Here is a 15131-nt window from a genome sequence, read left to right on the forward strand (position 1 = left end):
GCCGCGGCCGGGGTCGGGGAGTGGTCAGCGGGGTGGACGGGGGGAGGTCGCTCCCCCTCCCCTACTCGACCGGTTCGATCGAGGCGAGGGTCTCGACCCCGCCGAGCTCGTACCAGCCCTCCCACATCACCGCGGGGCTGTTGGGCGTGCCCTCGGCCTCACTGGGCCAGTTGGTCCAGGCGCTGTTGTTGGCCTGCGACCACTGGCCGTTGTACCAGAGCGGGATGGTCGGCAGCTCGGCCAGGAAGTGCTCCTGGAGCTGCGAGGTGACCTCGGCCGCGGCCTCGACGTCGTCAGCGGGGACCCGGGCGAGCTCCTCGGTGAGGGCCCACGCCTCGTCGCTCTCGTAGCGGTGGAAGTTCACCGTGGTCTGCTGCTCCTGGATGGGCAGCTGGTAGAGGTAGTCGTAGTAGGTCCACGGCGAGTTGCTCAGCTGCCGGGCGTTGTTGATGACCAGGTCGAACTCACCGGAGTTGCGGTTGTCGTCGAGCAGGCCCGCGTCGGGGAACTCGGCCGTGATGTTGATGCCGACGTCCTGGGCGTTCTGCTCGATGATGCGGGCGGCCTCCATCCAGTCGGTCCAGCCGGAGGGGACCGCGAGGGTCAGCGCGATGGGCTCGCCGTCGGGGGTCTCGACGAAGCCGTCGCCGTCCTCGTCCATGTAGCCGGCCTCTTCGAGGATGGCCACGGACTCGTCCGCGTCGTAGGTGAAGCCCTCCCGCTCGACCAGCTCGTGGTCGATGTAGGCGTCCCACTCGGGCAGCAGTCCCGTGGGGTTGGCCGCCTGGACCAGGTTGGCGTACGGGCCCTCGACGATCTGGGTGATGTTGATCGAGTGGGCCAGGGCCTGGCGGAACGCCGTGTCGTTGAGCGGCTCACGGGTGTGGTTCGGGATGAGCCACGCCGTGTTGGCGCTCTTCATGTACGGCGGGCCGTCGTAGAAGCTGGTGATGGTCTCGTTGCTGTTGAGGACCTGGTCGATGCCGGGCAGGAAGTTGTTGGAGAGGTCGACCTCGCCCTGGTTCAGCATGCCCATCGTCACCTCGTTGGAGGCGTTGACGATGTCGACGATGTAGCGGGCGTCCATCGTCATGTCGAGGGCGTCGACGGCCCACCACTCGTCGTTGCGCTCCCAGACCATGCGGTCGTCGGTGTGCGACTCGTAGACGTAGGGGCCGGTGCCGACCGGGTTCTCGTTGGGGCTGTCGGTGATCTGGGTCTCCTCCATGTCGGCCCAGATGTGGTCCGGGACGATGGGGTTGGAGTAGGCCCAGTTCATCCACTCCTGCGGACGGCTCTCCGAGAAGGTGACGGTGACCGTGCGCTCGTCGGTGGCCTCGACGCTCTCGATGTAGTCCCAGACGTTGCTGTAGGGGACTCCGGAGACCTGGCCGAGCTCCAGCGTGGTGACCACGTCCTGGGCGACGAAGGGTTCGCCGTCGTTCCACGTGACGCCCTCGCGCAGGGTGATCACGTGCTCGGTCTCCGAGGTCCACTCGTCGCTCTCGGCGAGCCAGTGGACGTACTCTCCCGCGTCCGCGTCGTAGTGGAAGAGCGACTCGTAGACCAGGCCGTTGGTGCCGACCGCGAACTGGCCCCGCATCATCGGGTTCCAGCTGGTCGGCGCCTCCCAGGCGGTACCCGTGGTGTACAGGGTCTCGTTCCTGGGGTACTGGCCCGAACCGCCGTCGCTGTTCCCGCCGCCACCCGAGCAGGCGCTGACCGCGAGGGCCAGGGCCGCGAGTGCCGCCGGAAGCCGCAGCATTCTCATCTCGACTCCTCCTTGTCACCCGGCCGGCCTATGGGGGGAGTCCCCTCCGTGAGACCGGAAGGGTGGGAGCGCTCCCAGTGGTGAGCGCACGAGACCGTTGCTGAACCGGGTAAGTGACGTTAACAACAACACGTCCACAGGAAGGGCGTCAATGCCCGACACTTCGCTGTTATTCGCTTGTAACAGCACAGATGCGGGTATGTCAGTAAGTTCGGCAGCGCTGAACCGGTTCCGCACGGGCGTTCTCGCTCCCTCGGTGGCCTGTCGGCGTGGGGCGTTACGCGCCGCAGCCTTCCACAGCTCGGGAGGGGGTGGTAGCACCCTCACGGTCACCTTTTGGACACCAAAGCCGCAGAGACCACCGAGGCAACCCGCGCCCCTGTTTTCACATCGTTAACAACTGCCGCGGCGCACGCCGAGAACCCCGGCGTCCGCGCCACACCGGGCTCTGGGGCTCTCACCCGGTGTACACGCCGGACCGGGCGCGCGCCCGGCGGCCGCGGTCCGTCCCCCGACCGCGGGCGGCCGGTCGGGGAAGCCGGGTCACGCGCCCAGGGGGCCGGTGCTGGCGCGCGGGAGCAGCTCTCCGCGCGAGGTCTCGCTGTTGGCCACCGGCTTGCCCTCGATCGTTTTGGCCAGCATCAGCGCGGCCTGGCGGCCGTAGGACACGATGTCGCGCACTATGGCGGTCAGCGAGGGGCGGACCAGGCGGCACAGCACCGAGTCGTCCCAGGCCACGATGGACAGCTGCGAGGGCACGTCCACGCCCATCTCGTGGGCCACGCCCAGTCCGGCCACGGCCATGAGGTCGTTGTCGTAGATCAGGGCGGTCGGCCGGTCGGTGGCGGCCAGCAGCTTGCGCGTGGTCCTCGTACCCCCCTCGCCCGTGTAGTCGGCGTGCACCCAGCGGGCCTCGCTGAGTCCGGCCTGGGCCGCCGCGTCCAGGAAGGCCTGGGTGCGTACGCGGGTGTGCACGAACTTCTCCGGGCCCGCCACCTGGACGATGCGCCGGTGGCCGAGGGCGGCCAGGTAGTGGACGACCTCGCGCATGGCGGTGGCGTCGTCGGTGTGCAGGTACGGCAGGGAGCCCACGCCCTCGGGTCCGCCGAGGACGACGGCGGGCAGCGGGAGCTCCTCGACGACCTGGACGCGCGGGTCGCCCACGCGCAGGTCGACCATGATCACGCCGTCCACCCGGCGTTCGGACGACCAGCGGCGGTAGGACGCGATCTCGGCGCCCATGTCCTCGGTGACCTGTAACAACAGGTCGACCCCGGAGGAGGCCAGCTCGGCCTCGATCCCCGAGACCAGCTGCATGAAGAAGGGTTCCAGCCCCAGGGAGTGGGCGGGCCGGTCGACCACGAGGCCGACCGCCCCGATCCGGCCGCCGGGGGCGAGTGCGCGCGCCGGGCTGCTGGGCGCCCAGCCGAGGTCGCTGGCGATCGCCAGGATGCGTCTTCGGGTCTCCTCCGAGACCCCCGGACGCCCGTTGAGCGCGTAGGACACGGCCCCCTTGGACACCCCCGCGGCCTTGGCGATGTCCATGATGGTCGGACGCCGCATCAAACCCCCCATTCGTCCCCCTGATCACACAATGCTGAACCGGTTAAGCAGACGGTTCGGGATTGTACTGCATGACCTTGGCATCTAACCCGACAAATGGGTACTTAACTCACGAAAGCTATCAAACTCCCTGACACCGGGGGCACCAGTAGAGGGTGCGTCCGGCCAGTTCGGCGGAGGCGACCGGCGAGGAGCACACCCGGCAGGGTTCGCCGGTCCGGTAGCACACGTAGAGGCTGTCGGGCCGGGGCACGGGGCGCGCGTCCGGGTCGGGTCGGTGCTCGGGCAGGGTGGTGATGATGTAGCCGTCCCGCACGCCGTCGCGGAGCAGGCCCGACAGGTCGTCCCACAGCCGCGACCACTGCCCGGCCGTGAGGTCGCGGCCCGGGGTCATCGGGTCCAGGCCCGCCCGGAACAGCGACTCCGCGCGGTAGATGTTGCCGATGCCCGCCACCACGTCCTGGCGCATGAGGAGCGCGGCGATGCTGGTCCGGGAGCGGCTGACCACGCGCCAGGCGCGCTCGGGGTCGGCGTCGTCGCGCAGGGGGTCGGGTCCCAGCCTGTCCTGGACGGCGCGCTTGTCGTCCTCGGTGACGACCTCGCAGGCCGAGGGGCCGCGCAGGTCGGCCCAGCCGGAGGAGTTGACCAGACGGGCGCGCACCGCCCCGACGGGTTCGGGCGGCACGGCGAAGCCCTCGGCGTCGCGGAGCAGCTCCCGGCGGGCGCCGCCGGCGGCCCGCGGCGCGCCCAGGTGGCGTTCGCCGTCGGCGTCGCCGAAGGACCAGGCGCCGTACAGGCCCAGGTGGACCCGCAGCCACTCCCCCGAGTCGAACCCCAGGAAGAGGTGCTTGCCGTGGGCCTCGCTCTCGGTGAGGACCCGGCCGTCGATCCGGGCGGCGCCGTCGGCGAAGCGCCCCTGCGGGCTGCTGGCGCGTACCGCGCCGCCGCCGAAGGTCTTGTCGAAGTGCGCTGCCAGGCGGTGCAGCGTGTGGCCCTCGGGCACCGGTCCTCTCCTCCCCCGTCCGCCCGGGGCGGCGTGAACACCGCTTTTCCGGACATCGGGCTCCAGGGTAGTGCGCCCGCCCCGTCCGCCGGTCCGGTCGGCGTCCGGCCCCGGCGGGGGCCGCCCGGCGGGTCAGTGGGCGGTGAGGATCTCCTCCACCAGGGCGCGCGGGTCGGCCAGGCAGCGCCAGGCGGGCACCACGACCACGGGGTCCCCCGTGGTGCGGTTGAGCGTCTCCCCGCGGGCGAGCAGCCAGCGCAGGGAGCGGCCGTCTGGCTCCCGGTCGAGCAGGAGCAGCAGTCGGCGGGAGCCGAACCGGACCACCATGTCGGCGGTCCAGCCCTCGACCGTCTGCTGGAGGGTCACCTCCGCCCCCACCCCGCGCAGCTCCCTGACCAGCGCGGAGGCGGCCGCGTCGGTCCGCCCCGCGCGACCGCCCGGCACCGACGCCTCCAGCTCGCCCAGCGGGCCGTCGTCGCCCGACCAGTACCCGCGGTCGCCCACGACCACGAGCCGCTGGCGCGTGCGGGTGAGCACCGACGACCACAGGTGGCCCATCCGGCGGACGCGCCGCTCGGCGACGGCGGGCGCCCCGGAGGCCAGCGTCGGCGTCAGGACGGTGACGTCCGCCGGATCGTGGTCGTCCGCCAACAGGTCCGGTCCGCCCACCCGCACCTCGTGGCGCAGGACGCGCCTGCGCAGCAGGCGGCGCACCAGGGCCGCCTGGGGCTGGGTCGGCGCGACCACCGCGACCACCCGGCCCCGGGGCAGGTGGTCGTCGAGCTCGCCCACCACCACCGCCACCCGGTAGGCCTCGTCCCGGTTGACGAAGGACGCGCCGGGCGCGGCCTCGCAGACCCCGGTGACGTCGCGCCACTCGAACGCGGGACCGGCCGAGGGGTCGGGGAGGGTGCGCACCGCGAGCCTTCCCCCGTAGCAGTGCCGCGAGGCGGCCCCGGCGAGCTGGGGCGGCGCACCCTCGTGCTCCTCCAGCCACCGCATGGGCGGCGCGGCCCGGTACAGGGCGCGCATCGCCGAACCGCCGCCGTAGCGCAGGCCCCGGTCGTCCAGCTGGCCCGCGACCAGACCGGCGGCGGACAGCGCGCGGCGCTCCTCGTCCGGTTCCAGCACGCTCACCGGTCCCGGGTGCGCGGGGTCCCCGAACACCACGGCGCGGTTGGCGCGGTAGAGCACCGGCAGCAGCTCGGCGAGCCGGGTGCGCTCGGCCCCGACCACGACGGCCAGGTCGAACAGGCCCGCCCGGGGTTGCAGCGCCCGGACCTGGTCGGTGCGGCACACCCACGCGGGCAGGGTGTCGAGCAGCCCGCCCAGGCCCGGCCAGCCGTGGCCGCGGTGCCAGTTGAGGCTCTCCAGGCGGTGCTCGATGGCGGCGCGGCCCCGCCACAGCCGGGGGTCGCCGACCGCGCGCAGGCAGGCGGAGCTGGACCTGCGGTGCCGGGCGAGGGCGTCGGCCAGGTCGGCGGTGAGCGTGTTCAGCGGCGCGCAGCGGGTGCGCCGGTCCACGGCCGCGCGCCACTCGCCCTCCAGGCGGGCGACCGCGCGCAGGCGGGCGAGGCTGTCGGGGTCGGTGTCCACCCCCAGTTCGCGGCGGACGGCGCCGCGGTGCGCCAGCCCGGCCAGGCCCCCGGCGCCCGCGCGCTCGGCCCGGTGCAGCCAGTACTCGGGCCCGCCCCGCTCCGGCGTGAAGAGGGAGTCGGGGTCCCACCCCTGGGAGACGACCCGGCCGCGCTCCTCCGCCAGACGGGCGAGCGCGTGGCCGCCGGAGGCCATGGTGTCCATGGCACGCCACGCCTCGCGGACCGCCGCCCAGTCCGCGGCCAGGTCCGTCCAGTGGACGGTGGGGTCCTCCCCGCCGGAACCGGCGGGGGCCGCGGGCAGGCTCCGGGAGTGCTCGGTGAGGAGCCGGGTGAGCAGCACGGCCTCGGCCGTGCTCCGTCCGTCCCCGCCCACGCGCACGACGGGGTGCCCGGGGGAGGTGTCCGCGCGCAGGCGCACCGCGTCGACGTCGGCCTCGGTGCGTCCGCACACCAGGACGCGCTGGCCGTTGCTGACGGCGGTGCGCACGAGGGCGTCGACCAGGTCGTGCACACCGCTTCCGGGCGGGGCGGCGGCCACGGTGAGCTGCTCGCGCATGGCCGCGCACAGGACCGCGTACTGGGACTGGTCGAGGGCGGTCGCCGAGATCGGGACGGGGGGCTCGGCGGCGTTTCCGGCGGGGTCGGCGCAGCCGCGGCGGGTCGCGGCGCGGTGGCCGCGGAAGAGCCGTCCGGACGCCGCCGGGCCGGGGGCCCCGGCCGTCCGGGAGGGCTGTCCGAGCAGGGTCTCCAGGGCGGTCCCGCTGACGTCCTCGGGGTCGAGGCCGTCGCGGCCGGAGGGGTCGAGGTCGGCCAGGACCCCCTCGACGCCGACGGGTTCGCGCTCGTCGGCGTCGGGGCGTCCCCCGCCGGGCCCGGCCCGGAAGAGCACGGCGACGTTGTGGGCTCCGTCCGTCCCGGTGCGCGGGGCGCCCCGGGTGCCCAGGGGTGCGATGTCGTCCACCCGCTCGATCTCCAGGCCGGAGAGCAGGGCGCGGATCCTGGCGGCGAGGTCGGCGACGGCCGCGGGGCGCCGCAGGGGGTCGGGCGCGCCGGAGCGCAGCCGGGTCCGCAGCTCGAACAGGTCCTCGGGGTCGGTGAGGCCGAGGCGTTCCAGGAGCGCGGGGTTGACGTCGGGCGGGCCGACCGCGCGGACCAGCGTGTCCCCGGCCCCGGCGGGGGCGTCCGCGGTCTCGTCCGCGATCCGCACGTCGACGGTGAGCAGGGGCAGGGCCGCCCGGTCCCCGCCCTCCCCCAGGATCACGAGCGGGTAGCCGTAGCGCACGGACTGGCCGAGGTCGTGGGCCGCGCGCAGGACGCGGACGGACTCCGGGTGCAGCGGAAGCGTCTCCCTGACCCCGCTGAAGAGCACCTCGGGGCCCGGGGGCAGGCACGCGCAGCTGTCGGAGCCCAGGTCGCCGACCGGGACGACGTGGGTGTGCACCGCCTCGCGGCGCAGGCAGGCGCGCAGGTAGGCCAGCAGGGAGCGCACCTCGGAACGGTCGATCGGGGGCTTCCAGCGCAGCGAGGCCGTGCCGACGCCCGACGGGCCGCCGAGCGCCCCGGGGAGGGGGCCGGCGGCTCCCGGCGGCGCCCCCGGCACGCCCGCGCGCACGATCTCGTCCTCGTCGTCCCGCAGTGACCTCAACGTCTCCCCCACACGTCTGTGTCATCGGCCGACTACCCACCGACAGCAAGCCATTGTGGTGTACGGACCGCTCGCGGACCCCGCGAACACCGGAACCCGTCACCACTTTCACTCCGGGTGACGACGCCTGGATGAGGGGGACCGGGGGGCGGGAGGGCGGTCAGTCCGCGGCTCCGCGGACGCGCAGGGCGATCCACAGCTCGGTGCGGTAGTCGGGGTCGTCCAGGTCGCCGGGCAGCAGGTCGCGGATGCGCCGCATGCGGTAGCGCAGCGTGTGCCGGTGGACCCCCAGCGCCTCCGACGCCGCGTCCCACCGGCCCGAGGCCGCGAGGTAGGCGCGCAGCGAGGCGAGCAGTTCGGCCGAGGTGCGCTGACGCAGCAGCGGGGCGAGCAGGTCCCCGGCCATGCGGGCGCCGGCGGGGGTGTCGGCCAGCCCGAGCAGCCCGCCGGGCAGGTCGCCGACGCGGAGCAGCCCCTCCCCCGCGTCGCGCGCGGCGGCCAGCGCGCGCTCGGCCTGGGACAGCGCCGCGGACAGTTCCGCGTAGGGGGACGGGTCGCTCACCCCGACCGGCCCCTCCAGGACCTCGCAGAGCACCCCCGTCGCGGTGTCGGCGGGGGCCAGCAGCAGGGCGCGGCCGTCGTGCTCGGTGACCAGGACGCCCTCGGGCGGGTGCGCGGGCCCGGCCCCGTCGGCGGCCGCCACGATGACGGGTTCGGCGGGAAGGACCCCGCGCAGCCGCTCCGCCCCCGGGTGGAGGGGGTCCAGCGCCCCGGCGAGCAGCGCCGCGAGCACCCCCTCGCGCACCCGGGACGCGGCATCGTGCGCGGTGCGCTCCAGTTCGAGGGAGAGCAGCGACACCGCGGCGTTGACCAGCGTGCGCTCGTCCGAGCCGAGGCGCCCGCCGGTGCCCACGGCCAGGAACCCGCGGACCCGTCGGCTGGTGGCCAGGGGCTGCACGGAGACGTGTTCACCGCCCGAGGTGAGGGAGACGCTGGCGCGCACGCCCGCCTCGCGCAGCCGGTCCAGCTCCTCGGCGAGTCCGGCGGCGCGGGGGGAGGCCCCGGCGGGGGCGGCGTGCCGGGCGGCGCCGTCGGCGGACAGCAGCAGCACCCAGGCGCCGAGTTCGCGGGCCAACCGGTCCACGATCGCCGACTCCCCGGTGAGCGCGGCGCGGGTGAGGTCGCGCTGGGCGGCGAAGGCCCTGCTCAGCCCCTCGTACTCCTCCTTGGCCAGGAGCCGGGACACCTCCTTGCCGATCGCGATGAAGGGGGTCTCCCGGGCCACCTCCAGCAGCGTGAGGCCGAACTCGGCGGCGGCCTCGCGGAGCGGCTCGGGGGTGCGCTCCAGGACCACGCCGACCGCGAAGCCCAGCGCGGTGACGCGGCACTCGGCCAGGCGGCGCGTGTAGTCGCGCAGGTCGGGGACGCCGGTGGCCCAGCGCACGCCTGTGGTGAGCAGGAGTTCGCCGCCCGCCAGGTAGGGCGTGGGGTCCTCCAGCTCGCTGACCGCGACCCACTCCACCCGCCGGTCCAGGTTCTCCTGACCGGTGAGCAGGTTCAGGCGCAGGCGGGGCGTGCGCATCAGTGCCCCCAGGGTCGGTGGCATCGGCTCCCCCTCCACTTCGGCCGCCGGCCGAGGCGGTTCGGCGCGGTCGGCGGGACCGGACGCGGGCCGTCCTCCCGCCGCTCCGGCGGACCCGCTTCGTGCGAACCCTGACGCGCTGGCGCAAGGCTCTGCCCTGATTATCCACCTTGTCCATGTGGGGGCGGTTCCGCGCGCCCTAGTGTCGTCCCAGGTCGGGGAGCCCACCCCCGGCCCCTCTCCGCTCCCGTCCACCGCAGAAGGAGGCAGCCGCATGGCAGCGACCGAGGTCGCCCAGTCCCGCCGGATCGTCACCGAGATCCCCGGCCCCAAGTCCCGCGCGATCCAGGAGCGCCGCCGTTCGGCCGTCGCCCAGGGCGTGGGCAGCGTCCTGCCGGTCTACGTCGAGCGCGCGGGCGGCGGCATCGTCGAGGACGTCGACGGCAACGCCCTGATCGACTTCGGCTCCGGCATCGCCGTGACCAACGTCGGCAACGCCGACCCCCGCGTGGTGGAGCGCGCCGCCGAGCAGCTCGGCCGGTTCACGCACACCTGCTTCATGGTCAACCCGTACGAGGCGTACGTGGACGTGTGCGAGGCGCTCAACCGGATCACGCCGGGCGACCACGAGAAGCGCTCGATCCTGCTCAACTCGGGCGCCGAGGCGGTCGAGAACGCGGTGAAGATCGCCCGCAGCGCGACCGGCCGCCAGGCGGTCGTGGTGTTCGACCACGCCTACCACGGCCGCACCAACCTCACCATGGGGCTGACCGCCAAGAACATGCCCTACAAGCAGGGCTTCGGGCCGTTCGCCGGTGAGATCCACCGGATGCCGATGGCCTACCCGTACCGCTGGCCCACGGGCCCGGACAACTGCGGCCCCGAGGCGGCGGCCATGGTGATCGACCAGATCACCAAGCAGATCGGCGCCCAGAACGTGGCGGCCGTGGTGATCGAGCCGATCCAGGGCGAGGGCGGCTTCATCGAGCCCGCCCCCGGCTTCCTGCCCGCGGTGGTGGAGTTCTGCCGCGCCAACGGCATCGTGTTCGTCGCCGACGAGGTGCAGACCGGCTTCGCCCGCACCGGCCGCATGTTCGCCAGCGAGCACGAGGGCGTGGTCCCGGACCTGATCACGACCGCCAAGGGCATCGCGGGCGGCCTGCCGCTGGCCGCGGTGACCGGCCGCGCCGAGCTGATGGACGCCGTGCACGGCGGCGGCCTGGGCGGCACCTACGGCGGCAACCCGGCCGCGTGCGCCGCCGCGCTGGCCGCCCTGTCGGCGATCGAGTCCGACGGCCTGGTGGAGCGCGCCCGTGAGATCGGCGAGCTGATGCTGGGCCGCCTGCGCGAGCTGGCCGCCAAGTACGAGGTCATCGGCGACGTGCGCGGACGCGGCGCGATGATCGCGATCGAGCTGGTCCGGGACGCCGACCGCACGCCCGCCCCCGAGGCGCTGGCCGAGGTCCTGTCCTACTGCCACTCCCGCGGCCTGGTCCTGCTGAGCGCGGGCACCTACGGCAACGTGATCCGCATGCTGCCGCCGCTGGTGATCGGCGACGAGCTGTTGCACGAGGGCCTGGACATCCTGGAGGAGGCCTTCGCCCAGCTGTAGCACCCGTGCGGCGGAGGCGGCGGACGGTGCGGGGAGCGCCGCCCGCCGCCTCCGCCGTCACCGGTCCCCGCTCCGCGGTCCCGCCCGTGGCGGCGCGCCATCGCGCCGGTGCGTCCGCCGCCATCGCGCACGCGACACCGTCGGCACACCCCCCGCTCCGGCGCCGTCAGTGCGTCCAGGCCACGTCCCGCGGCAGCGGGTGGTCCTCGGCGCGCATCTCCTCCAGCAGTGAGAGGAACCCCGCCGCGACCGGCCCCGGCCTGCGGTCCCGGCGCGTGAGCACACTCAGCCCGCGGTCGACGACCGGGTCGGTCAGGGGCACGCGCACGTGGTCGGCGAAGCTCATCAGCACCCCGACCAGGGCCGGGAGCGCGGTGACGCCGATCCCCGCGGACACCAGGCCGCCGATGGTCGAGACGCTGCCCGCCCGCACGATCCGCTCGGGCACCACGCCCGCGCGTTCGAACGCGGCGTCCGCCCCCGCGCGCACGCTGGAGTCGCCTCCGGTGGTCAGGAAGGCCTCCCCCGCCAGGTCGGCCCAGGTCAGCGCGGTCCGCTCCGCGAACGGGTGCCCCACCGGCACGACCGCGAAGTAGCGGTCCCGCAGGAGCGGCCGCGACACCAGCTCGCCGGGCACCCGGCCCGCGGCCACCAGGGCCAGGTCGCACTCCCCCGCCTGAAGCCGTTCCACGGCCGCCTCCGACATCCCGTCCAGGACGTGGACGTCGGCCTCGGGCGTGCGCGACCTGAGCCGGGAGATCACCGAGGGCAGCAGGGCGGCCGCCACCGAGGGCAGCGTCGCCACCGCGACGGTGCCGCGCTCCCCGCGCAGGAAGCGCTCCAGCCCGTTCATCTCCGAGCGGTGCGCCTCCAGCAGGCGTTCGGCCACGGCCAGCAGCTCGGCCCCCTCCGGGGTGCACTCCACCCTGCGCGTGGTCCGCTCCAGGAGGCGTACCCCCAGGGTGCGCTCCAGCCCGAGCACCGTCCTGCTCAGCGAGGGCTGCGCGACGCGCAGTTCACGGGAGGCGCGCGTGAAACTCCCGTACCTGGCCACCGCGGCGTAGGCGGACAACTGCCTCAGGCTCAGATCCATGCCTCCAGAGCATAGATCCAGAGGAAACTGATGTTGGACACGGGGAGAACCCCGCGAAACCATGTCGGCATGTGTCCCCCGTCACTTCCCCCCGTGAGGGTGTCCGAGGAGCGTGCCAGATGCTGACCGCCATGGGTTTCGCCACGATCGCCGTGGTGCTCCTGCTGCTGTTGTCCAACCGGGTGGGCGCGGTGGTCGCGCTCGTCGGCGTCCCGGTGGCGGCCGCCTTCGCGCTGGGCTTCGGCCCCGGCGAGGTGGCCTCCTTCGTCGGCGAGGGCATCGGTGGCGTGGCCTCCACCACCGCGATGTTCGTGTTCGCCATCCTCTACTTCGGGGTGATGCGCGACGCGGGGCTGTTCGCGCCGATCATCCGCCGCGTGCTCGGGTTCGCCGGGAACACGCCGGTGACCGTGGCGGTCGCGACGGTGGTGCTCGCGATGGTCGCCCACCTGGACGGCGCGGGCGCGACCACCTTCCTCATCACCATCCCGGCGATGCTCCCGCTCTACGACGCCCTGGGCATGCGCAGGCTGGTCCTGGCCGCGCTGGTCGGGCTGGGCGCGGGGATCATGAACATGGTCCCGTGGGGCGGGCCCACCGCCCGGGCCGCCACCGTCCTCGGCGTTCCGGCCAACGAACTGTGGGCCCCGCTGATCCCGGCCCAACTGGCGGGCATGGCCGCCTGCGTCGCCGTCGCCTGCTACCTGGGCCACCGCGAGCGCGTGCGGCTGGCGGCGGCCGGTCCCGTGCCCTCCCCGGTGCCAACCGCGACCGGCCGCCCGGGCGGGAGAGCCGGGGAAGGCGGGACCGCGGGGACGGGCGGGAGAGCCGGGGAAGGCGGGACCGCGGGGACGGGCGGGACCGACCCGCTCGCCGCGGGCGGGCAGGAGCCCGACGCCGACCTGCTGCGCCCGCGCCTGTACTGGGTGAACGCCGCGCTGACCGTCGCCGCCGTCCTCGCCCTGGTCTTCGGGCTGCTCTCCCCCGAACTCGTCTTCATGCTGGCCCTGGTCGTGGCGCTCGTCGTCAACTACCCGGGGATGAAGGCCCAGACCGACCGCGTCAACGCCCACGCCTCCGGGGCGATCCTCATGGCCAGCACCCTGCTCGCCGCGGGCGTGTTCCTGGGCGTCATGGAGAACAGCGGCATGATCGAGGCGATGGGGCAGGCCATGACCGGCGCCATGCCCGGGTTCCTCGGCCCCGGGATGGCGGCGGTCGTCGGCGTCCTGGGCGTGCCCATGAGCCTGCTCTTCGGCCCCGACGCCTACTACTTCGCCGTCATGCCGGTACTGACCGCCGTGGGCGAGGGCTTCGGCGTCGCCGCAGTCGACATCGCCCAGGCATCGATCATCGGCCAGGAGACCGTCGGCTTCCCGATCAGCCCGCTGACCGGCTCCTTCTACCTGCTGGTCGGCCTGGCCGGGGTGCCCATCGGCTCCCACATCCGCTTCCTGCTGCCGTGGGCCTGGCTGGTCAGCCTCGTCGTCCTCGCGGTCGCCCTCGTCAGCGGGGCCGTCCCGCTCTGGGTCGGCTGACCGCCCCGTCCACACCGTTCGAAGGAGTCAGTGTGCCCAGCAGAGCCCGGATCGGGTGCGGCGCCGGTTTCGCCGGCGACCGCCTCCAACCCGCCGTCGACCTCGTGGAGGGAGGTGACCTCGACACCCTGGTGCTGGAGTGCCTGGGAGAGCGCACCGTGTCCCTGGCCTCGCTCCGGGAGGCCAGCGGGTCGGGCCCCGGCTACGACCCGACCCTGCGGCGCCGCCTGGAACTCCTGCTCGAACCGCTGCACCGCCGCGGCACCCGGCTGGTCACCAACGCCGGGGCGGCCGCCCCCGTGGCGGCGGCGCGCATGGCCCGCGCCACGGCCCGGGAGCTGGGGCTGCCGACCGTGGTCGCCGCGGTCTCCGGCGACGACGTGCTGCACCTGCTGGACCCGTCCGCGCCCTGCTGGGAGGACGGGCTGCCGCTGGAGGCGCACGGCGAGATCGTCTCCGCCAACGCCTACGTCGGCGCCGACGCCCTGACGCCCGCGATGGAGGGCGGGGCTGACGTGGTGATCGCGGGCCGGGCGGCCGACCCCTCGCTGTTCCTCGCGCCCCTGGCCCACCGCCTGGGCTGGGACCCCGGCGACGCGGACGCGATGGCCGCCGGGACCCTGGTGGGCCACCTGCTGGAGTGCGCGGGCCAGGTCAGCGGCGGCTACTTCGCCGACCCGGGCCGCAAGGAGGTCCCCGGCCTGGCCCGCCTCGGCTACCCCCTGGCCGAGGTGGAGCGGGACGGCTCGGCCGTGGTCACCAAGCTGCCGGGGACAGGCGGCCGGGTGGACCGGCTCACGGTCACCGAACAGCTCACCTACGAGGTCACCGACCCCCGGGCCTACGTCACGCCGGACGCGGTGCTCGACATGACCGGGGTGCGGCTGGCCGAGACCGGACCGGACCGGGTGCTGGTCACCGGGGCCCGGGGGCTGCCCCGGCCCGGGGAGCTGAAGGTCAGCGTCGGGTACCGGGCGGGTTTCCGGGGCGAGGGCGAGATCTCCTACGCGGGCCCCGGCGCGCTGGCGCGGGCCCGGCTGGCGGGCGAGGTGGTGCGCGAGCGCCTGCGTGGCAAGGTCTCCCGGCTGCGCGCCGACGTCGTGGGTGTGGACGCGCTGCACGGCTGGAGCGAAGACGGCCGGGGCGGGGACGGCCGGGGCGGGGACGGCCGGGACGAGCCCTTCGAGTGCCGGCTGCGGGTGGCCGCCCTCGGTTCCGCCCGCGCGGACGCCGAGGCGGTCGTCGAGGAGGTGGGCGCCCTCTACACGTCGGGGCCCGCCGGAGGGGGCGGGCTCAGGACCTCCGTCCACGAGGTCGTGGGCGTGCTGTCGACCACCGTCGACCGGGAGGCCGTGCGCACCCGGGTCGACTTCTTCGGAGAGGGGGAGCGGTGAGCACCGTGCTCCGCGACGTCGCCCACGCCCGGGCCGGGGACAAGGGCAACCTCAACACGATCGCCGTCATCGCCTACGAACCCGAGTGGTACCCGGTGCTGTGCGACGAGCTGACCCCCGACCGGGTCGCCCGCGCGCTGGGCGGGCGCGTACGCGGGCCGGTCACCGTCCACCGGATGGACAACGTGTGCGCGCTGGTCCTGGTGTGCCCGCGCGCGGGCGAGGACACCGTGACCACGTCGCTGTACCTGGACGCCCACGGCAAGAGCCTGGCCTCGGTCCTGCTGGGGATGGAGCTGGAGGGAGCGCCCGGGGCGCGCTGACAAGGCGCC

The 15131-nt window shown here is 74.4% G+C and carries 10 protein-coding genes; 4 read left to right on the top strand and 6 right to left on the bottom strand.

The features are described from left to right. Positions 1 to 61: 61 nt before the first annotated feature. The 5 genes from AC0VX6_RS22250 to AC0VX6_RS22270 all read right to left on the bottom strand — a co-directional run bounded on the left by AC0VX6_RS22250 (position 62) and on the right by AC0VX6_RS22270 (position 9186). Positions 62 to 1765 (bottom strand): ABC transporter substrate-binding protein, encoded by a 1704-nt coding sequence (locus tag AC0VX6_RS22250; RefSeq protein WP_274978221.1) that lies wholly within the window; start codon positions 1763 to 1765, stop codon positions 62 to 64. A gap of 549 nt (positions 1766 to 2314) precedes the next feature. After that, positions 2315 to 3334: a LacI family DNA-binding transcriptional regulator gene (locus tag AC0VX6_RS22255; RefSeq protein ID WP_274974507.1), complete on the bottom strand. Its 1020-nt coding sequence runs from the start codon at positions 3332 to 3334 to the stop codon at positions 2315 to 2317. 121 nt (positions 3335 to 3455) lie between these two features. Next, positions 3456 to 4337, bottom strand: a complete 882-nt coding sequence (locus AC0VX6_RS22260; RefSeq protein WP_274974508.1) for an Fpg/Nei family DNA glycosylase — start codon at positions 4335 to 4337, stop codon at positions 3456 to 3458. 132 nt (positions 4338 to 4469) lie between these two features. Further along, positions 4470 to 7580 carry a DNA helicase gene (locus AC0VX6_RS22265; protein WP_475465928.1) on the bottom strand — a complete coding sequence of 1037 codons (3111 nt, stop codon included), beginning with the start codon at positions 7578 to 7580 and terminating at the stop codon, positions 4470 to 4472. A gap of 160 nt (positions 7581 to 7740) precedes the next feature. After that, positions 7741 to 9186 (bottom strand): PucR family transcriptional regulator, encoded by a 1446-nt coding sequence (locus AC0VX6_RS22270; RefSeq protein WP_274974510.1) that lies wholly within the window; start codon positions 9184 to 9186, stop codon positions 7741 to 7743. A gap of 250 nt (positions 9187 to 9436) precedes the next feature. On the opposite strand from AC0VX6_RS22270, the gene gabT reads away from it, so the two are divergent. Further along, a complete protein-coding gene (gene gabT / locus AC0VX6_RS22275) occupies positions 9437 to 10774 on the top strand; it encodes a 4-aminobutyrate--2-oxoglutarate transaminase (RefSeq protein WP_274974511.1) in 1338 nt (445 codons plus the stop codon). Positions 10775 to 10940: 166 nt separating this feature from the next. Here gabT and AC0VX6_RS22280 read toward each other — a convergent pair whose 3' ends face one another. Beyond that, the gene (locus AC0VX6_RS22280) at positions 10941 to 11867 is read right to left on the bottom strand and encodes a LysR family transcriptional regulator (RefSeq protein WP_475465929.1); all 927 of its coding nucleotides are present in this window, start codon (positions 11865 to 11867) and stop codon (positions 10941 to 10943) included. Between the two features lie 119 nt (positions 11868 to 11986). Here AC0VX6_RS22280 and AC0VX6_RS22285 point away from each other — a divergent pair, with 119 nt between their 5' ends. From AC0VX6_RS22285 to AC0VX6_RS22295, 3 genes are read left to right on the top strand one after another with little or no spacing between them, the layout of a single operon-like run. After that, positions 11987 to 13405, top strand: coding sequence for a CitMHS family transporter (locus AC0VX6_RS22285; protein ID WP_475465931.1), 1419 nt, complete (start codon positions 11987 to 11989; stop codon positions 13403 to 13405). A 32-nt stretch (positions 13406 to 13437) separates the two neighbouring features. Next, a complete protein-coding gene (locus tag AC0VX6_RS22290) occupies positions 13438 to 14799 on the top strand; it encodes an acyclic terpene utilization AtuA family protein (protein ID WP_475465933.1) in 1362 nt (453 codons plus the stop codon). Then, a complete protein-coding gene (locus AC0VX6_RS22295) occupies positions 14796 to 15122 on the top strand; it encodes an AtuA-related protein (protein ID WP_274974515.1) in 327 nt (108 codons plus the stop codon). The genes AC0VX6_RS22290 and AC0VX6_RS22295 overlap by 4 nt, the downstream gene beginning before the upstream one ends. The last annotated feature ends 9 nt before the right edge of the window (positions 15123 to 15131 follow it).

Source organism: Nocardiopsis sp. iso_25, from assembly GCF_056173305.1.